The 25,998-nt window shown below is 38.0% G+C and carries 22 protein-coding genes, 1 pseudogene and 1 riboswitch; of the genes and pseudogenes, 18 read left to right on the top strand and 5 right to left on the bottom strand.

The window, feature by feature from the left end:
* Positions 1-41: 41 nt before the first annotated feature.
* Genes dhaL through JZO71_RS10305 form a run of 4 tightly spaced genes read right to left on the bottom strand, consistent with a single transcriptional unit; the run spans position 42 to position 3,220 of the window.
* The gene (gene dhaL / locus JZO71_RS10320; protein WP_206899410.1) at positions 42-644 is read right to left on the bottom strand and encodes a dihydroxyacetone kinase subunit DhaL; all 603 of its coding nucleotides are present in this window, start codon (positions 642-644) and stop codon (positions 42-44) included.
* Between the two features lie 33 nt (positions 645-677).
* Positions 678-1,667, bottom strand: coding sequence for a dihydroxyacetone kinase subunit DhaK (dhaK, locus tag JZO71_RS10315; RefSeq protein WP_206899409.1), 990 nt, complete (start codon positions 1,665-1,667; stop codon positions 678-680).
* Position 1,668: 1 nt separating this feature from the next.
* On the bottom strand, positions 1,669-2,067 hold the full coding sequence (dhaM, locus tag JZO71_RS10310; RefSeq protein WP_206899408.1) for a dihydroxyacetone kinase phosphoryl donor subunit DhaM: 399 nt from the start codon (positions 2,065-2,067) through the stop codon (positions 1,669-1,671).
* A gap of 16 nt (positions 2,068-2,083) precedes the next feature.
* Positions 2,084-3,220 (bottom strand): glycerol dehydrogenase, encoded by a 1,137-nt coding sequence (locus JZO71_RS10305; protein ID WP_206899407.1) that lies wholly within the window; start codon positions 3,218-3,220, stop codon positions 2,084-2,086.
* A 171-nt stretch (positions 3,221-3,391) separates the two neighbouring features.
* Between JZO71_RS10305 and JZO71_RS10300 the strand changes: the two genes are divergently transcribed.
* From JZO71_RS10300 to JZO71_RS10265, 8 genes and pseudogenes are all read left to right on the top strand, one after another.
* The gene (locus tag JZO71_RS10300) at positions 3,392-4,411 is read left to right on the top strand and encodes a PocR ligand-binding domain-containing protein (protein WP_206899406.1); all 1,020 of its coding nucleotides are present in this window, start codon (positions 3,392-3,394) and stop codon (positions 4,409-4,411) included.
* A 79-nt stretch (positions 4,412-4,490) separates the two neighbouring features.
* A riboswitch (FMN riboswitch) is annotated at positions 4,491-4,627 on the top strand.
* Positions 4,628-4,745: 118 nt separating this feature from the next.
* Positions 4,746-5,804 carry a bifunctional diaminohydroxyphosphoribosylaminopyrimidine deaminase/5-amino-6-(5-phosphoribosylamino)uracil reductase RibD gene (gene ribD, locus JZO71_RS10295; RefSeq protein WP_206899405.1) on the top strand — a complete coding sequence of 353 codons (1,059 nt, stop codon included), beginning with the start codon at positions 4,746-4,748 and terminating at the stop codon, positions 5,802-5,804.
* A gap of 1 nt (position 5,805) precedes the next feature.
* A complete protein-coding gene (locus tag JZO71_RS10290; RefSeq protein ID WP_206899404.1) occupies positions 5,806-6,402 on the top strand; it encodes a riboflavin synthase in 597 nt (198 codons plus the stop codon).
* A gap of 16 nt (positions 6,403-6,418) precedes the next feature.
* A pseudogene (gene ribA / locus JZO71_RS10285) lies at positions 6,419-7,596 on the top strand (GTP cyclohydrolase II).
* A gap of 14 nt (positions 7,597-7,610) precedes the next feature.
* Positions 7,611-8,081: a 6,7-dimethyl-8-ribityllumazine synthase gene (gene ribH, locus JZO71_RS10280; protein ID WP_206899403.1), complete on the top strand. Its 471-nt coding sequence runs from the start codon at positions 7,611-7,613 to the stop codon at positions 8,079-8,081.
* Between the two features lie 329 nt (positions 8,082-8,410).
* A complete protein-coding gene (locus tag JZO71_RS10275) occupies positions 8,411-9,229 on the top strand; it encodes a PRD domain-containing protein (RefSeq protein ID WP_206899402.1) in 819 nt (272 codons plus the stop codon).
* 112 nt (positions 9,230-9,341) lie between these two features.
* Positions 9,342-11,177: a beta-glucoside-specific PTS transporter subunit IIABC gene (locus tag JZO71_RS10270; RefSeq protein WP_206899401.1), complete on the top strand. Its 1,836-nt coding sequence runs from the start codon at positions 9,342-9,344 to the stop codon at positions 11,175-11,177.
* A 21-nt stretch (positions 11,178-11,198) separates the two neighbouring features.
* Positions 11,199-11,978 carry a ChbG/HpnK family deacetylase gene (locus JZO71_RS10265; protein ID WP_206899400.1) on the top strand — a complete coding sequence of 260 codons (780 nt, stop codon included), beginning with the start codon at positions 11,199-11,201 and terminating at the stop codon, positions 11,976-11,978.
* Positions 11,979-12,007: 29 nt separating this feature from the next.
* On the opposite strand, the gene JZO71_RS10260 is transcribed toward JZO71_RS10265, so the two are convergent.
* Positions 12,008-12,364, bottom strand: coding sequence for a hypothetical protein (locus JZO71_RS10260; RefSeq protein WP_206899399.1), 357 nt, complete (start codon positions 12,362-12,364; stop codon positions 12,008-12,010).
* A 103-nt stretch (positions 12,365-12,467) separates the two neighbouring features.
* Between JZO71_RS10260 and JZO71_RS10255 the strand changes: the two genes are divergently transcribed.
* From JZO71_RS10255 to JZO71_RS10210, 10 genes are all read left to right on the top strand, one after another.
* Positions 12,468-13,214, top strand: coding sequence for a DUF2238 domain-containing protein (locus tag JZO71_RS10255; RefSeq protein ID WP_206899398.1), 747 nt, complete (start codon positions 12,468-12,470; stop codon positions 13,212-13,214).
* Positions 13,215-13,217: 3 nt separating this feature from the next.
* Positions 13,218-14,603 carry a gluconokinase gene (locus tag JZO71_RS10250; protein ID WP_206899397.1) on the top strand — a complete coding sequence of 462 codons (1,386 nt, stop codon included), beginning with the start codon at positions 13,218-13,220 and terminating at the stop codon, positions 14,601-14,603.
* A gap of 154 nt (positions 14,604-14,757) precedes the next feature.
* On the top strand, positions 14,758-15,204 hold the full coding sequence (locus tag JZO71_RS10245; RefSeq protein ID WP_206899396.1) for a DUF3290 domain-containing protein: 447 nt from the start codon (positions 14,758-14,760) through the stop codon (positions 15,202-15,204).
* Positions 15,205-15,215: 11 nt separating this feature from the next.
* Positions 15,216-15,851 (top strand): DUF421 domain-containing protein, encoded by a 636-nt coding sequence (locus JZO71_RS10240; RefSeq protein WP_206899395.1) that lies wholly within the window; start codon positions 15,216-15,218, stop codon positions 15,849-15,851.
* 274 nt (positions 15,852-16,125) lie between these two features.
* Entirely contained in the window at positions 16,126-16,446 is a 321-nt protein-coding gene (locus tag JZO71_RS10235) for a PTS sugar transporter subunit IIB (RefSeq protein WP_206899394.1), read from the top strand.
* Between the two features lie 33 nt (positions 16,447-16,479).
* Positions 16,480-16,797: a PTS lactose/cellobiose transporter subunit IIA gene (locus JZO71_RS10230; RefSeq protein ID WP_206899393.1), complete on the top strand. Its 318-nt coding sequence runs from the start codon at positions 16,480-16,482 to the stop codon at positions 16,795-16,797.
* A 27-nt stretch (positions 16,798-16,824) separates the two neighbouring features.
* Positions 16,825-18,072, top strand: coding sequence for a PTS sugar transporter subunit IIC (locus JZO71_RS10225; RefSeq protein WP_206899392.1), 1,248 nt, complete (start codon positions 16,825-16,827; stop codon positions 18,070-18,072).
* A gap of 391 nt (positions 18,073-18,463) precedes the next feature.
* The gene (locus JZO71_RS10220; protein WP_430733288.1) at positions 18,464-22,993 is read left to right on the top strand and encodes a SpaA isopeptide-forming pilin-related protein; all 4,530 of its coding nucleotides are present in this window, start codon (positions 18,464-18,466) and stop codon (positions 22,991-22,993) included.
* On the top strand, positions 22,990-24,285 hold the full coding sequence (locus JZO71_RS10215; RefSeq protein ID WP_206899391.1) for a pilin N-terminal domain-containing protein: 1,296 nt from the start codon (positions 22,990-22,992) through the stop codon (positions 24,283-24,285). Before JZO71_RS10220 ends, JZO71_RS10215 begins: the two co-directional genes overlap by 4 nt.
* Before the next feature lie 9 nt (positions 24,286-24,294).
* Positions 24,295-25,950: a SpaH/EbpB family LPXTG-anchored major pilin gene (locus JZO71_RS10210; protein WP_206899390.1), complete on the top strand. Its 1,656-nt coding sequence runs from the start codon at positions 24,295-24,297 to the stop codon at positions 25,948-25,950.
* Positions 25,951-25,998: the final 48 nt, after the last annotated feature.

Raw genomic sequence — 25,998 nt, 5'->3', positions numbered from 1 at the left:
AAAAAACCACGCGTACTGCGCGTGGAATCAGTTGCTTCTTTCTAGTTAAGATAAGGTAATAACGTTTGGAATAAAATGGCGCTGGAAGCAGCACCTGGATCAATATGACCAATAGAGCGCTCACCAAGGTAAGAAGCACGTCCTTTTTTGGCTTGTAAATCTTTTGTCTGTTCTTTGGCAGCTGTGATTGCTTCTGCTGTTAAAGGTTGATTTTTTTTGAGTATTTCGGCTATAGGAGCCCAAACATCGACCATTGTTTTATCATCTACATTGGCTTTTCCACGTAATTGGATTCCGTTCAATCCTTCTTGTACAAGTTCACCTAACTGTTCTTCATTCGTAATGGCAGTAACTTCTTTTGTTGCTTTGGCAAAATTCATGAATGCCGTACCATATAATGGACCAGAAGCTCCACCTACTTTTGAAATCAAAGACATCGCTAAGATTTTAAATGTATCAGTAATGGTTTTTGGTTGTTGTGCAGCAAATGCTTCTTGATAAGCTGCCATGCCGCGAGCCATATTGTTTCCATGGTCACCATCACCAATTGGCGTATCTAATTCACTGAGCATGTGTTTGTTTTGTTCGATTTCTTGAGAAAAATCATTCAACCATGCTTGTACTTTTTCAACTGTTAAATCCATTGTCATTCTCCTTTTGTCAATCATTCTCTTAAGTTAGCCCCATGAAATGGTTGCAACTGGACTGGTTAAAGCGTTTGTCCATTCCGTTGTTGTCAAATCAATCAATGTCAGAGAAAGACCTTGCATATCAATAGAGGTCATATAGTTCCCAACCTTGTGGAAATCAACGTCAATCTCTTTATCCGCAAGTAAAGTTAATACATCATTGATAAAGACAAACTGTTCCATTAAAGGAGTGCCACCCATACCATTGACCAAGACACCAACTTTTTTAGGTGTTTCTGGATAAGCCTGAACTAATTTTTCAACTAATTCTTGTGCTAATTGTTTTGAAGGTTGTAATTTTTCACGACGGTAGCCTGGTTCTCCATGAATACCAACGCCAAATTCAATTTCATCTTCTGCTAAAGTGAAACCAGGTTTTCCAACTTCAGGAACAGTTGCAGCCGACAAAGCAACACCAATCGTTTTGGTTGCTTGAACAACTTTTTCACCTAGCTCTTTTAATTCTGTTAGAGAAGCACCGTTTCGTGCAGCATCACCTAAAATTTTATGAACAAGAACGGTTCCGGCAACGCCTCGTTTTCCAGCAGTATAAGTGCTATCTTCTACAGCAATATCGTCGTCAACGACAACGATTTCGGTTGGAATATCGCTCATTTCGGCTAAATCTTTTGCCATTTCAAAGTTCAAGATGTCACCAGTATAATTTTTAACGATTAATAAAACACCTTTTCCCTGATTGGTTGCTTCGATAGCACGTTCAATTTGATCTGGTGTAGGAGAAGTGAAGACATCGCCTAGAACAGCTGCACTTAACATTCCGTCACCAACAAAACCAGCGTGTGCAGGTTCATGTCCGCTTCCGCCACCAGAAACTAATCCGACTTGCACATTGTCTGTTTGATTTTTAGCAATGACTCTGGAATCATCGACGCGATGAACAAGTGTTGAATAACTTTTTACCATTCCTTCAAGCATTTCTTCAATAATATTTTGTGGTTCATTAATGATTTTTTTCATTTTAGTTCCAACCTTTCTTTGCTGCTTGCTTTGCTTCATTGACAATATGGTCGGGATCATCAGAAACACTTGCTGTGATTCCAGCTGCGAATGCGCCTTCAACTAAGGGGGCATCTACTAGAACATATTTTTCTTGTAGCTCTGGTTCTAATAAATCATATGCAAGTTCAGCACTTAAGACAGCACTGCCAAGATCAGCGAAGACAAAAAAGATATCACTATCAGTTGCTTCATTGACAGCATCTACAATTTTAGTTGGATCGCTACCCAATTCTCCGTCAGAAGTTCCACCTAGAGAAAAGAGCACGACATTTTCACTTTTACCCATTTGCTCAATCATTTCTTTGAGCCCATCTGTAATCATTTGACTATGAGAAACGAGTAAGATACTTTTTTTCATTCTAAAAACTCCTTTATTAGTTTCGCATTCTATCTTTGTAGGCTTGTCCAATTCGATCAGCGACAATTAGAGCATTTGCAACATCTTCGACAACAATTGGGAACGGCATTGAATGAATGGATTCTTCAGGAATGCAAGCGATTTTTGCTACTGCAAGTGCTTCTTCATAAGTAATGTGATCCACACCTAAATCAGCTAGCGTCAATGGCAACCCAACAGAAGCCATAAAGTCCATAACAGCATTCATTTCTTCCGTTTTTGCATCTTCCAGAACTAACTGAGTTAATGTTGCAAAAGCAACTTTTTCACCATGAAGGTAGCTATGTGCACCAGGTAAAACAGTCATTCCGTTATGAATGGCATGAGCTGCAGCTAAACCACCACTTTCAAATCCTAAACCAGATAACAAAATATTAGTTTCGACAATTTTACTCAATGATTCAGTCACTAAATTTGCATCACAAGCAATTTTTGCGTTCAAGCCGTCTTCTTGTAAATGTTCCCAACATAATTTTGCCATCGCTAAGGCAGCATAAGTACCGCTAGCGGGGGGCGTTAATCCTTCTCTTGAACCCATTGGCAAACTTGCATTAACGCGGGAATAAGAATGATGCGTTGCACGTGCTTCAAAATAAGTGGATAGTGCGTCACCCATACCAGCAACTAAAAAACGAGTAGGTGCTTTTGCGACCACTTTTGTATCCACTAAGACAACGCTTGGACTTTGTTTAAAATAAGCATAGTCGTCAAATGAACCGTCTTCATGGTACAAAACAGCCGAGTGAGAGGTTGGCGCATCTTGCGCTGCAATTGTTGGAACAATAATTAATTTTTCACCTTCAGCTACAACTTTTGAAGCATCAATCGCTTTTCCGCCACCTAAACCAATAATGCAATCAGTGTGTTGTTCTTTAGCTACTTCTTGCAATCGTTTTGTTTCTGCTCGAGTAACCTCACCACTGAAACCGCCTTCAATAAATGATACGCCAAATTTTTCTGCGGTAGCATCAAGTTGTGGGCGAATACGATCCACATCAGCCGGGTTTGCAATCAGTAATGCAGAAGAGCCAAAAGTCGATACGAAGTAACCTAAGTTCAGTAATTCATCTTCACCTTGTACATATTTGGTTGGTAAAATTAGTGCTTTTCTCATCAGTAGTTCCTCCTTGTTATCGTTTACTATTATAGCATAAAGCGTTATCATCAAAGAATCATTGAACTTTGTTACCGCTTTCTTTTGAGAATGTGTTGAATTATTTTGCGAAATAGGAGTATTTTGTCATTTTAGCAAAATCGTCCTATACTACTAACTAGAGGTGAAGAAATGAGCACAACTTTATTTGATATCGAACAAGTTTTAGATTTAGATAAATGGGAAAAAGTTCAAGAAAGTCTAGCCCTCGCTACTCATTTGGCTATTATTTTAGTTGATTATCGAGGGAGACCAATTACGAGACATAGCCAAGTTCAACCCTTTTGCCAACTAGTACGCAATCATCCTGAATTGGCTGTTTATTGTGAAAAATGTGATTCAAGAGGAGGACTGGAAGCTGTTCGAACAGGAGAGCCGTTTATTTATCGTTGCCATTTTAATATTGTTGATATGGCAATTCCAATCATGGTTGATAATCAATATGTTGGTGCAATCATGGCCGGGGAAGTTCTGCTCATAGATGGACAAGAAAAGCTGGAACAAGTATTGCAAGTAGAAGACCAGAAAAGACTGGAAACATTTAAAGAGGAGCACCACGAATTATTTGAACAATATCCGAAGTTTACGCTGAATGATTTACAGAAAACCGCTACAATGTTAGAAAGTTTAAGTGAATATATCGTAACAGAAGCGATCAAAAAAGATTATTTGATTAAAGCGTATAAGCAGACGCTCCGTATTTCTAAAAAAGCAGAAGTACCGGATCAATCAGTTGATTTAAAAACAGTGCAAGCAGATATTCGTCACTCTTTATTGGAAAACCAACTAGCGGCAGAAAAAGATAGTTATCTAGCCAAAAATAAAATGCTACAACCGGCAATTGATTTGATTTTTGCCAATAAAGGAAGTCATGTCGATTTAAATATGTTAGCCGCTGTGACAAATTTGAGTCCAAGCTATTTAAGTCGGCAGTTGAAAGAAGAATTTGGAGAACCCTTTAGTCAGATGTATGCTAAATTAAAAATTTATTGGGCGGAACAATTATTGAAGACAACCGATTTAACAATCAGTGAAATTAGCGATCAATTAGGTTATGTTGAAGCTAGTTACTTTGTTCGTTCATTCAAAAAAATCAAGGGAATCACACCATTGAATTACCGTAAGCGGCACAAACATTTTCCGATGACTTGAAGCAAGCCGCGAATCAAGTGCAAGAAAAAGCAGTTGACATTCTTTTTTTTGAACGGTATGCTTTTTTTGTTAATTGAATATGTTTCTTCGGGGCAGGGTGTAATTCCCGACCGACGGTGACAAGTCTAACTTGAAGTCCGTGACCCGCAATAGTTTGCGGTTGATCTAGTGAAAATCTAGAACCGACAGTTAAAGTCTGGATGGGAGAAGAAAAACTTATCGAAAAAATGACGGGAAAAGTGTCCCTTTTTTTGTCGTGCTTCTTTGAGTTTATTTTGACTATTGGCCTCGTGTAATTACACGGGGCTTTTTTGTTTGGAAAGGAGGAATTCATTTGCATGAACGATTTATGAAACAAGCGATTCTAGCAGCAGAAAAAGGACGTGGGAAAACATTTACGAACCCTTTAGTCGGTGCAGTCATTGTGAAAGACGATCAAGTCCTAGCAGTCGGTGCACATTTAGCATATGGCGAGGCACATGCGGAAAAAGCAGCAATTGATTATTTATGCGATACTCCCGAAAAACTACTCAATTCAACAATTTATGTCACTTTAGAACCTTGTGACCATCACGGAAAACAACCACCTTGTACAGAGGCAATTATTGCCGCTGGAATCAAGCAAGTAGTGGTCGGACAGTTAGACCCTAATCCTATAGTATCTGGTCGAGGAGTCAAGAAACTGCGAGATCATGGGATTCACGTTTTAGTTGGCGTGTTGGAAGAAGAGGTTCGAAATTTAAACCGACATTACAATTATTTTTTTGAAAAGAAGCGGCCATTTGTGGCGCTGAAACAAGCAATATCACTAGATGGAAAATTAGCCTTATTGAACCAACGAACCAGACTAACAAATGATTATGTGATGAAAAAGGTTCGAGAAGAAAGAACGAGTTATCAAGCGATTTTGGTTGGTAGTCAAACCATTTTGACTGACGATCCCACGTTAAACAGTGCGATAAACGAGTTTCCGTTTTATCGAGTAATCTTGGATCGACGAGGAAGAGTAGTTGAACGCGACAATCTTGCTATTTTTCAAGATGAGACAGCACCAGTTCTAATTTTTACAGAACGGTCTGAAATTCGTGGGGCATTACCGAAACATGTTGAAGTAATTTATCTGCCGGAAGTCTTGATCCCCAATGTATTAACGAAATTAGGAGAACGCTTGATCCAATCTGTGTATGTTGAAGGTGGTGCAAAGATTCATGATGCTTTTTTGGCAAGTGGTTGTTGGGAAGAGTTGATTACTTATATTGTGCCAAAAATTTTAGGTGGTGATAGTGTCGCAAGTATATCCTCTAGTCGCCCTGCTGAAAAAGTAACAGAGTTGAACAATGTCACCGTCAAAAAGTTAGATAATACAATAAAAATCGTGGGGAGCAGAGTATAAAATGTTTACTGGATTGATTCAAGAACAGGGGAAGGTAACTAAAATCACCCGACGCGGACACACGATCGAACTCACTTGCGAAGCCTCTGAACACTTACTAGATAATTATCAAATTGGAGACAGTATGGCTATCAATGGTACATGTCTAACAGCAATCGCAATCAACAATCGAAGCTTTTGTGTGGAAATGATGCCAGAAACGTATCGGCGAACAACTTTTTCACAAATGAAAGTTGGTGATTTGGTTAATTTGGAACGTGCATTGCCTTACAACGGACGACTAGAAGGCCATTTGGTAACTGGGCACATAGATGGTACGACCCACTTGGTACAAAAAAGAATTCAAGAAAATGCCTTTGTTTTCGTTTTCGCTTTGCCCACTACTTTTAGAGGTGAAATTATCTCGCAAGGGTCGGTTGCCATTAATGGTGTTAGTCTAACCGTTACAGCGACTACGGAGCAGACATTTTCAGTTAGCTTGATTCCACACTCAAAAGAGCAAACAAATTTAGGAAAACTGATTCAAGGCCAATCGGTCAATATTGAAACTGACTTATTAGGAAAGTATGTAAAGGCACAAGGAATTTGTAAGAAGTGAAAGAAGGACAAGACAGATGAGCCATAAAAGAATCGAAGAAGCGTTACTAGAATTACGAAAAGGAAACTTAATTATCGTAGCAGATGATGAAACTCGGGAGGCAGAAGGAGATTTAGTGGGAATCGCAAACTTAGTCTCACCAGAAACAATTAATTTTATGACTAAATTCGCGCGAGGACTAATTTGTGCGCCAGTCTCTCTTAAACGTGCTAAGCAGCTGGAGTTAACGGAGATGGTTCAAAAAAACACCGATCCTTTTGGCACGGCATTTACAATCAGTGTTGATTATGAAACCACAAGTACTGGAATTTCTGCTTATGATCGAGCAAAGACGATCAAAGCCTTAGGACAAACAACAACGAAAGCGACGATGTTCCATCAACCAGGTCACGTTTTTCCATTGATAGGCAAGGAAGGTGGCGTCTTGGCACGAAGAGGACATACAGAGGCTGCGCTTGATTTAGCAAAATTAACCAATCAATCAGAAGCAGCCTATATATGTGAGATTCTAAATGAAGATGGAACGATGGCACGTTTGGAGCAACTCAAAGTTTTGGCACGTAGCTGGCAGTTGCCACTTATTACTGTCGAAGAGTTGAAACAGTATCTGGAAGATCAACGACCAACTGTTCAATTACCTACAGCATACGGTGACTTCGAATTAACTTTGTTTGAAGACAAGGCTGGCAAAGAACACTTATTGCTAACAAAAGGGATGTCAAAAATAGTAAAGAACCTTTACTCGTACGGATTCATTCTGAATGTTTGACGGGTGATGTATTTAGTTCCCATCGCTGTGATTGTGGTGACCAGCTTCATGAAGCGATGAAGCTGATTTCGGAAAGAGGAGTAGGTGCCATCCTTTATTTGCGTCAAGAAGGAAGAGGAATTGGGCTAAAAAATAAATTATTTGCCTATCAGTTACAAGAAACAGGCATGGATACTTATGATGCAAATCTTGCTTTGGGATTTGAGCCAGATGAGCGAACATACCAATTTGCAGTAGAAATGCTAAAGAAAATGGGTATCAAGAGAATCGAATTATTGACGAATAATCCAGAAAAAGTGACGCAACTGTCGGAACAAGGAATTGAGGTCGTTGAACGCGTTCCGCTTGAGATCCCGCCGGAAAAAGAAAATTACAAGTATCTACAAACGAAAAAAACGAAATTTCATCACTTACTATCAATTTGAGAATGGAGAAAACAATGCATACTTTTGAAGGACACTTTTATGGAAATACGAAAAAAATCGGGATTGTCATTGCACGATTTAACGAATTTATTACATCGAAACTATTAAGTGGAGCAGTCGATAGCTTAGTCCGCCACGGCGTGAACGAAGAGGATATTGATGTTTATTGGGTTCCCGGAGCATTTGAAATCCCCTTTATGACCAAGAAAATCTTGGCAATGAATCAATATGATGGCGTACTGACTCTTGGTGCAGTGATTCGTGGAGCAACGACGCATTATGAATTGGTTAGTAACGAAGTGGCAAAAGGAGTGGCACAAGTTGGTTTAGCATCGGAAACGCCAGTCATGTTTGGCGTGCTAACAACAGAAACGATTGAACAAGCAATTGAACGCTCAGGGACGAAAGCTGGCAACAATGGTGCGAGTGTGGCTCAAGGATTGCTTGAAATGATTTCTTTAACACAACAACTCACTAATAACTGAGTACAGTAGGATGACTTCGTTCATTTGCTTCCTTAAAAAATAAGGAAAATTAGAAGTTGAACTTTCTGCCACGAAACGATCGGGCAGAAGGTTCAATTTTTTGAATCAGTTCTGCTAGTCTTGCTCAAAAAATAGATGAGTTTGATAACAATTGTAATAAAAAATAAAAAACGGTTACATTTGTTGTTGACTTTTGCGGTAGATACCGTTATGATGTTCACATAAAAGGCGTGTTACTGGTCCGACCAGGCATCAACCAGCATGTAATAGACTGTGGAAGCAGTGTATTAATGTTGGCTTTTTTATTGTCTTAGATTGGGGGTGGTGAGTTGGAGATCATCAAGAGTATCAATAACAATTTTGCATTAGCGATGAAAGATGGCAAAGAAGTCATTGTTGCAGAAGTGGGAATTGGCTTTGGAAAATTTCCTAAAACGATTGCAGAAGATGAAGTCGAAAAAGTGTATCAACTAAATGACTCAAATCTAAAGGGAATCAATTTGGCTCAATTTCCGTTAGAAGTCATGAATTACTCTCATCAAATTGTCAAAAAAGCTGAGCAAGAACTCCAGTTACCAACGACAGATCTTTTGTTTTTAAATGTTGCGGATCACACAAACTATATGTTGCAACGTTTGGACCAAGGAATTTCTTTGAGTGCACCGTTTCGAATTGAGATCGAAAAATTTTTCCCAAAAGAATTTGCATTGGGCAATTGGGCGGTGAACTACTTGGCTGAAGAAACAGGTAAAGAAATACCTAGACAAGAGGCACACGCCTATGCCTTACATTTTATCAATAGTCAAGCAAGTCTTGGTGAGCGTGAAAAAGTGGATCCTTACATTAAAATTATCAGTGATGTGAACAATATTATTACGTATCATTTCCATAAAGAGTTCTCAGAAGATTCGTTTTATTATTTGCGTTTTGTGACACATCTTAAATATTTTATTGCTCGAAAGCTTAACCATGAGACAACTGAGTATCGAAAAAATGAATTGTATCAAACACTGCGAGCACAATATGTACAAGAAGCGCAGTGTGTCAAGAAAATCGAGCATTACTTACAAGAGTCTTACGGGTGGACGTTGGACGAAGAAGACTTGCTTTATCTGCTGATCCACATCAAAAAAATAAGTGAAATTTGAGTGTAACTGGTTCGACCAGGCATAACCAAAAAAGCGACTCTCTTTTGATTGAAGAGGGCTAGTTTTTTTGGTTTTTTGTTTTTTACGAACAATTTTCAAGGAGGAAAAAGAAATGGACGATCGACAAAGAGCACAAGCAATTTTAGAAGCAGTGGGAGGAAAAGAAAATGTTTCATCATTAACACACTGCGCAACACGCTTGCGTTTTTATTTAAACAATGGACAAAAAGTTGAGAAAGAAGAAATCAAAGAAGTACCTGGTGTGATTCAATATGTGGAATCTGGAGGGCAGCATCAAGTAGTGATTGGAAGTGATGTGGTGGATGTCTTTGATGAATTAGTCAAACTATTACCAGAAGATGCAGAAGAACAAATAGATGAACCAAAAGAGAAACAAAAATGGTACGATGAATTATTTGCGACAATTTCAGCTATTTTTACTCCTTATATCGGAGTGCTGGCAGCTGCGGGGATTTTAAAAGGGTTTTTGATTCCACTTTCCATGTACAACATTTTGCCGGCAGATAGCGGACTATATCAATTATTGAGTATCTTGGCTTCTGGTGTCTTTACGTTATTACCCTTATTTATCGCAGTAACAGCAGCGAATCGATTTAAGACAAATCAATTTATTGCTTTGGCAATAGCAGCGGCAATGATCTATCCATTGACTGATGCTAGTATTTTAGATAGTGCGTCCTTGTTAGGGTTAACGATTAGTTTCAAAACTTATGGTGGCGCTGTAGTGCCAACAATCCTAGCGATTTGGGCACAAAGTTACATTGAACGTGGCGTTAAAAAAGTATTGCCTAAAGTTACTCATACCGTATTTGTTCCCTTCTTTACAATGATCATTACCGGGATTGCGGTATTTGCTTTGATTGGTCCTCTAGGAAATGGAATCGCAAATCTAATTGGGACAGCATACTTCAGCATGTATGCGTTTAGTCCGATTTTAGCTGGTGCTTTATTAGGTGGCTTATTCCAATTATTAGTAATGGTTGGTTTACATTGGGGAATTTTACCGATTGCTTTAATCAATATTCAAAACACTGGTGCAGATACGATTTTACCAATTGGATCAAATGGTGTATTTGGTCAATTTGGTGCTGTAGTGGGTGCTTGGTTGTTTTTGAGAAAAGGAAAAGACAAAGAAATTGCTGCATCTGCTTCATTATCAGGATTTTTTGGAATCACAGAGCCTGCTATCTATGGGATTAACTTAAAGTATAAAATGCCCTTCATTATTGGTTCGATTTCTGCAGCACTTGGTGGAGCAATCAGTGGATTTTTTGAAACTAAAGCTTATTCATTTACACCAGTAGCAAATATTTTTACATTCTCGATGTTTGTAGGACCAGGAAATAATTTTAGTGCACAATTATTAGCAAATGGTGTGTCATTTTTCGTTGCGCTAGGCGCCACTGCTTGGTGGATGCGTAAGCAAATGAAAACAATTAATGAAGAAAAGGAAATCATTCTAGCAGAATCAGTTGCCTCTACTGACTTATATGAAGCGGACTTAGTAGTAGCTCCTTTAAATGGAGAATATTTGCCAATTTCAGAAATCAACGATCCGGTATTTTCTTCAAAAAGCATGGGGGAAGGATTTGCAATCAAACCAAGTGATGGCACTGTATACGCACCTGTTAACGGCGTCGTGGAGCTAATTGCTCAAACGAAACATGCGATTGGGTTTACTGCTGATGATGGCAAGCAATTATTGATCCATATTGGTTTGAATACAGTAGAATTAAATGGAAAAGGTTTTTCTTGGCAGGTCAAACAAGGTGATCGAGTAACTGCAGGACAAGTCATTGGACAAGTCGATTTCAGTCAATTAGCTGACTATGATACGACAACAGCAGTCGTTTTGACAAATACACTTGATTATCCAGAAGTCAAGGTTTCATTAACAGATAAAAATCATCTGATTCAAACGAAGTAAGTGAAAAAGGAAGGCTGAATGATGAGAAAATTTATTTTAAACGCAGATGACTTAGGAATGTCAGAGGCTATTAATTTGGGAATTGCAAAAAGTGTGAGAGAAGGAATCGTGAAAAGCACCTCTTTAATGGTGAATATGCCTGAAGCCAAAGCTGGGGCATCATTGATACAAGCAACTAATCCAACCGTGGAAATCAATTTGCATATCAATTTTACTTTAGGAAAACCAGTGACAGATGCGAAAAAAATTCCTAGTTTAGTGGATGAAAACGGCATGTTTCTCTCTTCTAGTCATTATAAAAATGGCGGGACGTTGACATTCGACTATCATGAAATCAAACAAGAAATGGACGCACAAATTTTATATTTTAAAGAATTACTTGGTGAGTTTCCAGTGCACATGGAGACACATTCCGTCGGGGATCAAGCAGTTGGTCAAGCTTTATTTGAATTAGCCGAGAAGTATGGCATTCATGCTAATTTATTTTATGGCTACCAACCACCAAAAGAATTACCTTATCGATTAGCAGAAATCCCTGATTTTAATAAATTGATGACAGTCCTCAATCGTGGGACGAAGCTTAGTGACTTCGTAGACGATGCGTTTGGTTACGAAACATTACCAGAAGAAACAGTCATTGAATTGCATCTTCACCCTGGTTTCCTAGATCAATACGTGTTAGACCATAGCACATTAACCTTACCACGTTGTCAAGATTTAGAAACATTGACTTCCTCTGCGTTAAAAAGATGGTTTGAAACAAACGGCTATCAAGTTGTTGATTTTGCCAGTTTAAAATAATAAAAGAAAAAAAGCGGGGCAAAGCGTAGTTACGCGCTTTGCTCTGCTTCTTTTTTGATTTTTTGAACTAATGTTTTTAGCGCATCTAAACGTGTGGGTGTTAAGGAAGAAATACGAATACACGTTTTACCCAAATTGCTTTTGCCAAAGATGCTGGCATATTGTTCAACCAAAGGCGGTTCATTTTCGTCGATGGGTACATAAATATTAACTGTTTTTGCGTATTGTTTGACTGCAATCAACGGCGAAGCTGGTTCATCTGGCGAATGTTGGATAAATAACCAACCAATGCCTGTGAACTTTCCAACAGTGAAACTTTTACCTGTTTGATTCGTTTCTTGTTCAATGAGTTGTTTAATCTGAGTATATGATTTTTCACTATTCACTAGACGCACCTCTTAGTTATTTCCTATTTTCTATGCACTTATTGTATCATGTTTATAAAGGAAAAGACTCATTGGAAGAACCAGATGAGCAAAGGAGCTTGTTATGAAGAAAAAGTGGTTAGACAAGAAAAAGGTAATTTTTTATTTGGTTTTTATTTTACTAGCGATTTCTACTATATATGCGGTAGTCATGATGATTCAAACACCATCTGGAACGTCAACAACAGAGCACGAACATGTCAAGAGTGATTATGTGTTGATGATTTTGCAATGTGTCGCAGGAATGATTATCATTTTTTTACCAAAGCAAGTGGAACAAAAGTTTGATATTGAGATTCCAGATACGATGGAGATCCTTTTCTTCCTTTTTTTATTTTGTGCCATTTATTTAGGAGAAGTACGAAACTTTTATTACAAAATACCGTTTTGGGACATGATCTTACATGGGTTTAGTGCAGCGATGTTAGGAGCGTTAGGTTTTATTATTGTCGCATACCTAAATCGAAGTCAGCGCGTAACCTTACAGCTGAGTCCATTTTTTATTAGCTTGTTTGCTTTTTGTTTTGCAACAACAGTCGGGCTATTTTGGGAGGTATATGAATTTCTAGCAGATCATTTGTTGGGGACGAATATGCAAAAATTTATGACAGGAGAAGGTAAAGTCTTAAGTGGACATGAGGCGCTAATCGATACGATGAAGGATTGTATCGTAAATATGCTTGGTGCATTCATCGTAGTTAGTTGGGGATATGTTCATTTAAAACATCAAGAAAAAAGGTTAAATAATCTTTCACGTGTAAATGAAAAAGTTGAGGAAAACAATTTAGATAGAAATAAGAAGGAAGACTAAAAAATGACTGATATATTTTTAGGTATCGACATCGGGACTACTGCAATCAAATTTGGCGCAATCGCTCAAGGGAAAACTATTTTTTACCATCGCGTTCCATTGAAAACTTACAATGAGGATGGGGGCGTCCGTTATCAAAAAGCTTCTGAAATTTTAGCACTTATCCAAAATGAATTACAGACGTTGCCTATTTCATTAAGAAAGAGAGTCGCGAAAATTAGTTTTAGCGTGGCGATGCACAGCTGCATGCCTGTGGTCGATGGAAAATTTGAGCAGGTATTTATTTGGTCTGACACCCAAAGTATGGAGGAAATAACAGTATTCAAACAGACCAGTGATGCCGAACGTTTTTACCAAAAAACAGGTACACCGATTCATGAAATGACACCTTTTGCTAAAATTCTTTATTTTCAAAAAAGACGAATGTACCCAGAAAAAACGAAATGGTTGGGCCTAAAGGAATTGATCATGGGATTTTTCACTGGAATTTCAGCAATTGATTTGTCTACAGCTTCTGCTACAGGCTTATTAAACTTACCCACGCGGCAATGGGATACAGAAATTTTAGCTTATCTTGGCATCGAACAGGAACAACTAGGGCAGTTAGTGGCACCAACGACGCCATTTTTAATCAAAAGAGAATTAGCTGATAAGTTGAACTTTTTACCTGGCGTACAAGTTTTTGCGGGAGCAAGTGACGGTTGTTTAGCGGCTTATGGTGGCTACTTAGCCAATGGCTTGTCAGCGAGTTTGACTATTGGTACGAGTGCTGCTGTTCGACAAATAACTAAAACACCGAGTTTTGATTGGCAACGTCAAAATTTTTGTTACTATTTAACTGAAAATGTTTATGTGATTGGAGCGCCATCAAATAATGGTGGCAAAGTACTTGAATGGGCAAGCCAAATTTTTGCAGATGAGCCTATGCAGTTCTATGAAAAAATTCCTGACTATTTAGCACAGTCATCTGTTGGTGCTAAGGGACTACGTTTTTCTCCGTATGTCAATGGAGAACGAGCACCACTGTGGAAAGCTAATCAAAAAGCAGAATTTAAAGGATTAACGATCCACCATCACAAAGCAGAGATGGTTCGAGCGGTACTTGAAGGCTTGCTGTTCAACGTTAAGCGACTCCATGAAATGGTGAAAGCACCACGTACATTAGCAATCAGTGGTGGATTTTTTGAGTCTACTGTTTTATGCCAATTAACAGCAGATATTTTAGGTGCTGATTGTTGGTTAGCTGGTGAAAATGAGCCAATTTATGGTCTGTATGGATTAATTAATCAGGTAACTCCGAAGCAGTCGATAGCCGATCTGCAAAAATGGTCAGCTAATCAAGAAAAACAAGCAGAATTTCAACAAATATTCCAGACCTATTTTGATTGAATTGTGTAAATTGTTCAGTGTGTAAAAATGAAGAAATCGTTTCTGGTACTTCCAATTTGGTCGTGTTTCCTTAAGTGAGGGAGAGCAACGATTATTTTTGAGAACGGAACTGGAAATTTTTAGTTCAAAAAAAAGGATGGGCAAGGAGGACTTTATGACCTTTTACAGTATTTCATATTTAGAAGCACAGACGAATATAAATGATTATGTAAAATACTTTTTTATATTTGGTTCATTGATTTTATTAGTAGTAGTTTTTAGTTTGTATTTAAGACATCGAATTCAAACAAAGTATCGTGATCTTAGTATTATTTTTTTCTTATTTTTATTATTTGTTTCTGGTGTGCAGTATTCAGATTATCAAGTGAATCAAAGTCGACACTCCCAGTCTTCTCAAATGGTTAACCTAGTGGAACAAATTTCAAAAGAAAAAAACTTAGCGAAAAAAGAAATTCTGGTCAATTCCACGCAACTGGCAGACGGAATCATTGTGAAAATCGCAGATGATTTTTATAAAGTCAACTTAAGTGGCGATCAGGCGTCCTATACGTTAGAAAGAGCGTATATTACTAATCCAGAGATTAAAATTATCAACGAATAAGGAGAAAAAATATGCAGTTTTATACACCAATTATTATTAAATTTACGCTAGGGATCATTTGTTTGATTATTCAAATCAATTTAATGGGAAAAGGAAATTTAGCTCCTTCTTCAGCGATGGATCAGGTCCAAAATTATGTTTTAGGTGGCATTATTGGGGGCGTGATCTATAATGACTCAATTACTGTATTGCAATTTGTATTGGTATTGATTATTTGGACGTTGTTAGTATTAGTTCTCAAATTTGCTAAAGAACATAATCGCTATGTGAAACGAGTAGTTGATGGCCGACCAATTACTTTGATCCAAAATGGGGTCGTTGATGTCAATGAATGTTTGAAAAATGGAATCTCAGCCAATGAATTGATGTTTAAACTTCGAGCAAATGGCATTTACGAAGTAGAAAATGTAAAGCGTGCTGTCTTGGAACAAAACGGTCAATTGACACTGATTGAATTTGGTGATGAAAATATTCGTTATCCAATTATTGTTGATGGCCAGTCGAATGAAGACGTATTGGAATTGATAAAAAAAGATGAAGCTTGGTTGGAAGAACAAATTCAAAAAAATGGCTTCCAAAAAATCAACGAAATCTATCTTGGAGAGTATTTATCTGGAAAATTAAATCTCTATGGCTACAAAAAATAAGCTAGACTAAATAGATTTGTCAGTTAAAAATAGTTGAAGTGTGAAATAGTTGATCGAAAGAAAACTGTTTCATGCTCTTTTTTTGCACAGAAATCACGAATGAAACCGAAAACAATGCACACTAATAATAACTTGTGTATTTTAATTTATTAGTGTGCGCACTGACGAGTGATGTCTGTACCCCTTGATAGAGTAGCGGTGTAAAGCGCTTTTATTTTTGGCACGGTACTTGCATTATATAAAAGTGTAAGTAAGAAAAAAGGATGTGTTCTAAATGGAAAAGAAAACAATTATGCTTGTCTGTTCAGCAGGAATGAGTACTAGTCTACTAGTAACTAAAATGCAAAAAGCAGCTGAAGAAAAAGGTGTGGAAGCAGATATCTTTGCGGTATCAGCATCTGATGCTGATCGTCATCTAGAAGAAAAAAATGTAGACGTTTTACTTTTAGGCCCACAAGTTCGTTTTATGAAAAATCAATTTGAAGAAAAACTTGCACCAAAAGGGATTCCGTTGGATGTAATCAATATGCAAGATTATGGTATGATGAACGGTCCCAAAGTTTTAGAACAAGCAGAAAACTTAATTAACCAATAAAATTTGAATAGAAAATAGAGGGGATGAAGAACAATGGAAGATCAAAAAAATCTTGAGGCAATCATGGGATTGATCATGTTTGGCGGAAACGCAAAAAGCGATGCAATGGAAGCGATTGCTGCTGCAAAAAGTGGTGACTTTGAATTAGCAGATGCAAAAATCAAAGATGCAGAAGAATCTTTAGTGCAAGCACACCATTCACAAACAGAAATGCTTACACAAGAAGCGCAAGGAAACCATGTAGACGTTACATTATTGACTGTTCATAGTCAAGACCACTTGATGACATCAATCGCGTTTACTGATTTAGCAAAAGAAATTATTGATTTATACCGTCGAATTGACGTGTAAAAGGGGTAAAAGAAAGAGGTAGGAAAGATGGATAGATTTGTTGCATTTATGGAGAAACATTTTATACCTGTGGCATCAAAAATTGGTGCTCAACGACATTTAGTTGCCATTCGTGATTCATTTATGGTAAGTATGCCGTTAATGATTCTAGGAGCATTAGCAGTTATGATCAATAACTTGCCAATTCCTGGATTCCAAGAATTGATGAATTCAATTTTTGGTGGAGAAGCATGGAAAGGCTTCGGTGGCGCAGCTTGGAACGGGACATTCGCAATCCTTTCAGTTCTGATTGCCTTCTTGTTAGCTTATCATCTAGCGAATGGTTATAAAAAAGACGGCGTATCTGCCGGTGTCATTTCATTAGGATCATTCTTCGCTTTAGGCGGAGCATTGGGCATGAGCTCAACTGGTTTATTTATTGCAATTATTGTTGGGATTGTCTCAACAGAAATTTTTGTTCGATTAAGTGGAAATGAAAAATTAATTATTAAAATGCCTGATGGTGTTCCGCCAGCAGTTGCAAAAGCATTTGCTTCATTATTACCTGCAATGATTACTATTTCATTCTTTGCACTAATTGCTGCAATCTTTGCTGCATTTGGCGTAGCTGATATTGTAGGCGCATTTTACACATTAGTTCAAGAACCATTTATGGGACTTGCAAACTCATATCCATCAGCCTTATTATTAGCATTCATCACACCATTCTTATGGTTCTTCGGTTTACATGGGGCAAACATGGTGGACCCATTGATGCAAACAATCAACGCACCTGCAATCGAAGCAAATGTGAAAGCTATTGCTGCAGGACATGATGCACCATTTATCGTTAACAAACCATTCTTTGATAGCTTTGTTAACTTAGGTGGTACAGGTGCGACATTAGGTTTATTATTAGCTATTTATTTAGTTGGCCGTAAAAACAAACCTTATATGGTCGTAACAAACTTATCAATCGCACCAGGTATCTTTAACATCAATGAACCAACGATGTTTGGATTGCCAATCGTATTGAATCCAATTATGTTTATTCCGTTTATTTTAACGCCAATGATTTTAGTTAGTGTTGCGTATTTTGCAACATCTACAGGAATCGTTCCAGCAGCAACAGTTATGCCTCCTTGGGTAACTCCGCCAGTTATCGGCGGAATTTTAGCAACTAAGAGTATGGCAGGTGGTGTATTAGCTGCTGTTAACTTACTTCTTTCCGTGTTGATTTACTTGCCATTCGTAAAAGTTGCGACAGTACAAGAACAACGTAAAGTAGCACAATAAAAACAAAATATGCTATTTCATAAAAATGAAATAGCTTGAAACAGTGAGGTTGTGACATTAGTCGCAACCTCTTTTTTTGTGTCCACCAATCAATTGAACTAGGTGCTCAAAAATAAAATTAGTGTGTAAATAAATACATATTGTGAAAATAATACATGTTATAAAAAAGTTTTCAAAATATTCTATCATTTTAATTTCATAAACAAATAATTTTTCTATCTATTGAAAACTACTTTATCAAGTGCGTTATTGAGAAGAAATTAAAAAATAGTGAATTTCTATTTGTTTTTGATTAGAAAATAAAGTATACTCTAATTGTAAATATTATAATATGATTAAATTGATTGTTAGATAGTGAACTTTTGATAAGTGAGAGAAAGGGTGATTGATAGTGAAAGTTGTTTCTAAGTGGATGATGCCTTTGGTTGCAGTGGGGATGATTCTTGCACCATATATCGAAACAGCTGCAAGTGTCCAACAAGTGTTTGCTGAATCGCAGACAGCAGAGAGCCAAACAGTGCAGGAAGAAGCAGAAGTAAGCTTAGAAGTTTTGCTAGATGAAGATTATGCAAAAGTGGAAGGAGGGTACGTTGAAAAAGAGAATTCCTTAGAGTGGACGATTCAATTTGAAAAAAAAGCCAGCGTGAACGAAGGACGAATCAGATTAGCCATTGATACTGCAGCTGCTGGGATTGGTACGGTAAAAAATGTTCGTGGAAAAGGTCTGTCTTCTTATGATGCAGAAGGAACGAAGTTGAAGACAGAAGAAATTTCTGGTGCAACTTGGTATATTGGAAAGATTTATTCAACAGAAGCAAAGAGCGGGACACTAACTTTTGAGACAGAAAAAGGGACAGAAATCACTGATGGAGAACTTCCCCTGCAAGTTGTCGTAGATGAAAAAGTACAAGAAGAAAGCGACGAAGAAATAAAAGACACAGAAACAAACCAAACAGAAGATAATGCAACACCAAACACCACAGATGAAAGCGTTCAAAATGAGGATGTTGAAAAAACAAACACCACAGAACAATCCAACGAAACAAGTGAAGTAGAAAGTCAAGGAACACCATTGGTTAGAAATCAAAGTCCGCTGTTTGCGGGTATCCTTGAGAGACTTGGCCCCACATCAACAAATGATCCTTACAAATATATTTATCCAACAGATGGAGATACACAACATCGTTATTCTTATTTTGCAACGAACGATTATACGAAGGTGTTAGCTGATAGACAGGAAACAGCTACATATACTGGAGATAAAGGCGAACTATATGAGGATGGCAGTGACGAACCGATTTCAGACGAAGATTACCTTACTGGTGGCGCAAATTGGCGGAATTATAATTACGCCACTGACAATGGCTCAACAGCAGGAACTGGCGAAACAGATACACGCGCACCGACAGTTCAACTGTGGGGGGATGATCGAACATTTGAAAATAGTTATTTAGACTATAGTGGTGCTTATATCAAAAAATGGGTAGAGCCTGTTTTACAAGAAAGCGCTAATAATGAGATACACCCAGAAGATAACACCACGTTATACAACGTCTATCTTGATGTGATTGGTGGAGAAAATCGAGATGTTCATCCGGTAGATGTCGTTTTTGTACTAGACAAATCAGCAAGTATGAGTGAAACGACGGGAACGAATAACCAATCCAAGAATAATGCTTTAATAGAAGCTGTTGAAGAACTCAGTCAGAATCTACTGTCCAACCCAACAATGGATGCACGAATCGGAATGGTTAACTTTTATTCGAATGGCAAAGCAGGTATCAATTCGAATGTAACAGCAATGACAAATGATATTAGTAAACTAACTGACCGGGCGAGTAATAATGCCTTATACAGATCACCCAATGGCGGAACGCCTCTTTCCTTGGGATTAAGAAAAGGGTATGAAGTTTTATATGCAAATAATGGTGGAAATGGGAGAAACCCAGAAAAAATCTTAATCGTTATTGGAGACGGTATTCCAACATATAGTTATGGACCGGTCAGTCATAACAATGTTGTTATGACTGATAAAGTCGTCACAACAGCAACAGATAATATTGAACCTTTCAAAAATTTTGAGACCTATTCTGGGAATACGTTGGGCGCGGGTTTTGTTGGGCCGTTGACTTATCCAAGTGATTTTGATCGACCATCTGGTACAAGTTACACCGGTGGTGAGGTTAAAGATAATGATAGTACATCACTTTGGATTGGTAATGGTTCAGCTGATAACGACACAGCAGGAAACACAAATTCGAAAGAAAAAACCGCGGCGATTAACACAGTGGCTTACCATCACTGGTTGAAAAATAAGATGGCTGATCCACCAAATATTTTCACGATTGGTCTAGGAATTGATGGTTCTGTTAGTGGCCGTCAGCGATTAGATGCGATTGGTCGGAATGTATTACAAAATATTGCTGATTCCAAAGACGACGGTAGCTCGTATTACTACAATGCAAGTAATAAAGGGGATATTGTTACAGCGCTAGAATCGATTTCTTCAACATTTACGAAAACGATTCGCCAAGCAACTTTATATGATGAAACAGGTTTTGATGTTTCCTTATTTAATGGCGGAACATCGGCAGAAATCAACTATTACCATCTTGATAATAGCTCAGACGACAATGTTCGCTATCAAGCGCCAGAATTATGGGATGAGGAAAAGCATGGGCAAAGACCAACTGATGTTGTGGCAATGCCAACGAGCTATCAAGGACGAAACAATCACGCATATAAATTCTCGCCGATTTCATTAGGTGAGGGAGAAATGGTACGAATCAAGTATCAAGTGAAGTTAGATGGTGGCGCCCAAGATGGAAAGTTTTACACAGTGAATAACTTAGCTTACATCCAAAATCAAGAGGATTATGACAATGATGTCGAGTCAGGAAAAATGTTTTTCCCGGCACCGTCAATTCGTTTTGAACATCCTGATCGTAATTTGCAAATCAAGAAAACTGGAGAAGATGGTCAGCCATTAGCTGGTGTTTTGTTTGGATTATATGATGCAGATCCCAGCTTGCCTGAAGCTAACTTGATTGAGCAAAGTTTAACGACAGATAATGGACAAGCTATCTTTAATACAAAAATCAGTGTACTTGGGGACGGAGAAGAGGCTACTAGTGATGTGTATTGGGTGAAGGAAATTGACGGACCTGAGAGGTATGAACTAGTAAAAGAAGCCTTGCAGTTCCAAATCAAAAAGCATATTGCAAAAACTGGTGAGACATTAGGTCATTATGAATTGACTGTAGCAGAAACCTCAGGTAATCGCGTAAGCGGCATCAGCGATATCGAAGGTGAGGATCCTGATTCGTATTTTGAGGGTAGTCATCACAAATTATCAGTTGTTCAGGAGAAAAATGAAACAGGGACAGATTTTGAAGAATTATACGTGCAATTAGAAATGAAAAATGAATATAAACCTGTTCAACTAAACTTGAAAAAAGTAGCAAAAGAAAGTCGATTAGCAATCGATGGTGCTGAATTTTCTCTTTATGAAACAAATGGTTCGGGTGAACTTCAAGGAAAACCTGTAGCAAAAGGCATTTCTGGCGAAAATCAAGAGGCCACGAAAGGGAAGCTGACTTTTTACGAAGTGGATGACACTGGAGAGTATGTATTAGACGAAAATGGACAGAAAAAAGTTTCTTCTTTAGCTAAATCAGGCAGCTTTATTCATGCTGGTGATGGTTATCAATATGTAGAATACCGAATTGTTGAAACCAAACATCCTGCGGGGTATCAAGACCCGGTGGAAGAAGAGGATTGGTTATTACAGGTCCAAAATAATGATCAAATCCGATTAAAACAAATAAATGCAACAGATTGGACATTTTTAACTTATACCGTTGATGAAACTGATGATACGCTGTGGATCGAATTTGAGGTTGAAAATACTTTCTTATATCGAGAAGTCCGCGTGAAAAAATTAGATACGAATAATCAGCTGTTAAATGGTGCAGGATTTACGATTGCAAAAGAAAATGATGCGTCTTTCCCTGCTTATCGTGCCTATACAGGGAACCCGTTAGAGCCAAACACGGAACGACAAGCAGACGGTATCGGTTATTTCTACGCTTATCGTTATCACACTGAAAAATATGCTGATTTAGACTATGATATACCACTGAGATTGATGCCAGGTGAATACACAGTTACAGAAAGCGTCGCACCAAGTGGCTATCAATTATCTGATAAAGATTTTCGATTTGAGGTTAGTGAAGAAGGCGATTTTATTGTTGATGGAATCAATCTTGATAAAGAGTCAGATCAATCCCCAACTGGCTACCAACTGATTGACGATATTTTAGAATTAACTTTAACGAATGACTTAGCGCCAATCGATTTAACGCTAGAAAAATTAGACAGTGTGACCAAGAAAAAACTGGAAGGTGCAAGTTTTAGTATTGAAAAACAACTAGATGATGGCTTTGAGTTGATCGAAAATGGCTTGACTGTGGATGGAAAGGATCCTGCAAGTTTTATCTCTAAAGATCTAGCAGCTGGTAATTATCGAATTATTGAAACAAACGCACCTAAAGGGTACCGAAAATTGCCGGGCTATTTCTTGTTAACTATTAGTTACCGAGAAGAAGCAGAGCTAGATGGGCATTCAAAAGTCATTCCTGGAAAGGAAAAGGGAAGCTTGAAAGCAGAAATTGCCTATTACCCAACAATGGATGCAAGTTCTCCAGCTGAAACAAAGGAACTGACGTATGAGTTGATTGATAACAAGAGAATCGAGTTGTCAGTTGAGGTAGGCAATGATACGGAGAATCCACTTCCGGCTACAGGTGGTCGCGGTAGGCAGATCTTTATGCTGATTTCAGCGATTTTAGTTGGCTTGGCTGGAATAGTCGGTGGAAGTTATTTCTATTATCAAAACAAAAGAAAGAAGGGATTGAAATGAGTCGCAAAATGTTAAATCTGGTTGGTGTGATACTGGCGACTCTTTCCTTTCTGTACATTCCGTTGACAATCGCTCAGGCACAAACAAATGATGAAGTTGAGATTATTTTGCATAAGCGCATCATTCGTGATGTGGATTACAGTCGGGAAAATTTTGAGATGTATGAAAATGACGGCAAAGAAATTGATAAAAAGACGACTGATGTAGATGTCATCACACAAACAACGCCATTAAACGGAGCAAAATTTCAGGTATACGACCTAACAGAATACTATGGAAAAACAAACACGGAAACAGCGAAACAATTTGTTCAGACAATGGCGAGTTATAGTTTTCAACAGATTGATAACTTAGTTGAAAAGGAAGGCATCCCATTAGTTGGTACGATCCAGACACAAGATGAAGGCGAAGTGAATGGAAAATATGGTGGGGGGATTGGCAGAATTCGTCTTCCGCGAAAGAGTAATAACCAAGATGCGGTGTATTTATTTGTTGAGCAAGATACCGATACTGGAAGTGGAACGAATTTGGCTAAAGATACATTGACTACTCCACTAGCAGTTGTTTTACCAATTATGGACCCAATGGATACGTCAAATGAATTACAAGAAATCCACTTGTATCCCAAAAATATCGGGTATTTACGAGATCCTTATTTCTTTAAATATGGTAGAACCAAAGGAACAAATGAAGAAGGCGCTCCATTAGCAGGAGCAAAATTTGTTCTGTATAAAATTGAAAATGGCGAAAAGCTTTATTTGACAGCTGATTCTACTAAAAGCTTTAACAGCAAGTGGGAAAAAGCAAAAAATAATGAACCATTGGCTGACGAAAATATTCGTAAATATCAGTCAAAAGACAATGGACTAGTTGACACAGATGGGTTGCTTCTAGCACCGAACACTTATTATTTTGAAGAAGTTCAGAGTGTGGAAGGGTATGAAATCAATGAGGCGAGTAAACAAATTGAAGTGAAGATTCCTGCTTCATGGGTTGATGATGAAGGAAATGAAACCTTTGTAACTGTCGCTGGACAAAAAATGGTAGAGCTGCTTTCAGGAAAAGTACCTGAAGAGGCAAAAGAAAGTGCAACACCGCGCGTTTATAATGAACGGCAAAAAACAACTGCGAAAGATTCAGAAGAGTCGACGAATATGGGGAATAAACCGCCATTCAGTAAGTTTCCACAAACAGGTGCAGTTAAGACAGGTGCATTTTTGTTTGGTGTAATGATTCTGGTAGGTGTTGGGTATTACTTGAGAAGACAAAAAACAACTAAAAAAGGGTTATAGGAGGAAAAAATGAAAAAAATTTTGAAAGCACTAACGATTGTGGGGATGCTTACCCCGCTATTTCAAGGATTTAGTACAACTGTAGATGCAGCAGAAGTAGCAACAAAACCAGAGGAAGTAACAATCACGCTACATAAGCGTAGTTTTTCATCGATGCCATCTGACATTCTTAATAATGGTTTGGTAAATAGTAATTTTGGTGGCGACCCACTCCCAGGTGTTGACTTTAGCCTATTTGATGTAACAGATGTCTATTATGCCTTATTAAAGGATAATCCAACAACACCTGAAGCGGATGATGGAATGGCTTCACAGGAAGCAATCAAATTGATCCAAGATGAGTATACAGCCACTTGGTTCCAAAACTATAATCTAGTAGCTGAAAAAACTGTCACGACAAATGGTACGGGTGAAGCTGTCTTTGATCAATTAAAAGTGACAGAAGCAGCTAATGAAAAACGGGATAAAGCGTATCTATTTTTAGAAACATATTCGCCAGCGGATATTGCCAAAGTGGCGGCACCAATGGTTGTGCTGATGCCAGTGATGATGCCGGATACAAATAATCCGGGGCAATGGTTAGATACGTATAATGATGATATTCATTTATATCCAAAAAATGAAACGCAAGAGTCTAGTAAGGCAATGAATATTGACCCTGCTGAATTAAGAAAAGTTACATTAAGCGACGGGACAGAAATTAGTTACGCAGATTTAGAAAAAGGATATTTGATCAATTATACGATTACTGCGCCTATTCCTTACTTTATTGATTCAGTGAATAATGGTAAACCAGTAATCAATAATTTTACTATTGAAGATAAACCAACTGCTGGCTTGACTTATTTTAATCAAGGATTGGTTGTGACAGCAGGGACTACAGAGCTAACTCTAAATGAAGATTATACATTGGAAGAAGTAGATAATGGATTCAAATTAACAATCTTAACAGAAAAAGACGGTACAGCTAACACAACTACATTGGCTAAACTTGCTGCTGCGCGTGGAGGACAATTAACCGTCAACTATGCGATGAAGCTCACAGCAACAATCACACCGGATGACCTACAAGATAATACGGCGAAAATTGCGATTGGCCGTGGTGATGCGTATGACTACTCAGAAGATGTGACGCCACCAGAAAAAGTAGCAACAGGAGGCCGTCAATTTGAAAAGTATGATGCATCAAGTAAAGCAAAACTTGCAGGAGCAGAGTTTGAATTATGGGATGCAGCAAAAGAAAAGTACGCTGTTTTCTATAAAGATGGGACTGCTCTAAGTAGTTATCAAAATGATGCGGATCGCGTTGAATGGGTCGATGACCAAACAGGTGCCACTAAATTTGTTTCTTTGGCAGATACTGGAAAATTTGAAGTCCAAGGATTAGAGTATGGTACTTATTACATGAAAGAAGTCAAAGCTGCTGACGGCTACGCATTACCAACTGGGGATGCTGCATTCACAGCGTTTACAGTAGAACTTGGAAGTTACAGTGGGTTTGAAACAATTGGGCAACCAACAGATGTAGAAGTTCCGAACACGAAAAAAGGTGCATTACCTTCAACGGGTGGAAACGGAATTTATCTATTCTTGTTGATTGGTTCATTCCTAATGCTAGCAGCTTATAGTGGGTATCGTAAATTAAAGAAACCAACAGAAATTTAATGATAGGAAGAGTGGGCGATGATAACTGATGTTAAAGTTGTCATTGTC

The sequence above is a fragment of the Candidatus Enterococcus courvalinii genome (assembly GCF_017315945.1).
GTDB classification, from domain to species: Bacteria; Bacillota; Bacilli; order Lactobacillales; family Enterococcaceae; genus Enterococcus_B; species Enterococcus_B courvalinii.
The sequence above is the reverse complement of the archived record's forward strand: the minus strand, read 5'-3'. Positions and strand labels throughout refer to the sequence as shown.

Coding starts and splice junctions, on each gene's coding strand:
- JZO71_RS10270 (WP_206899401.1), top strand. CDS start 9,342: ATGGACGATCGACAAAGAGCACAAGCAATTTTAGAAGCAGTGGGAGGA.
- JZO71_RS10255 (WP_206899398.1), top strand. CDS start 12,468: ATGAAGAAAAAGTGGTTAGACAAGAAAAAGGTAATTTTTTATTTGGTT.
- JZO71_RS10235 (WP_206899394.1), top strand. CDS start 16,126: ATGGAAAAGAAAACAATTATGCTTGTCTGTTCAGCAGGAATGAGTACT.
- JZO71_RS10210 (WP_206899390.1), top strand. CDS start 24,295: ATGAAAAAAATTTTGAAAGCACTAACGATTGTGGGGATGCTTACCCCG.
- JZO71_RS10265 (WP_206899400.1), top strand. CDS start 11,199: ATGAGAAAATTTATTTTAAACGCAGATGACTTAGGAATGTCAGAGGCT.
- JZO71_RS10305 (WP_206899407.1), bottom strand. CDS start 3,220: ATGAGAAAAGCACTAATTTTACCAACCAAATATGTACAAGGTGAAGAT.
- JZO71_RS10240 (WP_206899395.1), top strand. CDS start 15,216: ATGCAGTTTTATACACCAATTATTATTAAATTTACGCTAGGGATCATT.
- JZO71_RS10225 (WP_206899392.1), top strand. CDS start 16,825: ATGGATAGATTTGTTGCATTTATGGAGAAACATTTTATACCTGTGGCA.
- dhaK (WP_206899409.1), bottom strand. CDS start 1,667: ATGAAAAAAATCATTAATGAACCACAAAATATTATTGAAGAAATGCTT.
- dhaM (WP_206899408.1), bottom strand. CDS start 2,067: ATGAAAAAAAGTATCTTACTCGTTTCTCATAGTCAAATGATTACAGAT.
- JZO71_RS10300 (WP_206899406.1), top strand. CDS start 3,392: ATGAGCACAACTTTATTTGATATCGAACAAGTTTTAGATTTAGATAAA.
- JZO71_RS10215 (WP_206899391.1), top strand. CDS start 22,990: ATGAGTCGCAAAATGTTAAATCTGGTTGGTGTGATACTGGCGACTCTT.
- JZO71_RS10230 (WP_206899393.1), top strand. CDS start 16,480: ATGGAAGATCAAAAAAATCTTGAGGCAATCATGGGATTGATCATGTTT.
- JZO71_RS10290 (WP_206899404.1), top strand. CDS start 5,806: ATGTTTACTGGATTGATTCAAGAACAGGGGAAGGTAACTAAAATCACC.
- JZO71_RS10250 (WP_206899397.1), top strand. CDS start 13,218: ATGACTGATATATTTTTAGGTATCGACATCGGGACTACTGCAATCAAA.
- JZO71_RS10245 (WP_206899396.1), top strand. CDS start 14,758: ATGACCTTTTACAGTATTTCATATTTAGAAGCACAGACGAATATAAAT.
- ribH (WP_206899403.1), top strand. CDS start 7,611: ATGCATACTTTTGAAGGACACTTTTATGGAAATACGAAAAAAATCGGG.
- dhaL (WP_206899410.1), bottom strand. CDS start 644: ATGGATTTAACAGTTGAAAAAGTACAAGCATGGTTGAATGATTTTTCT.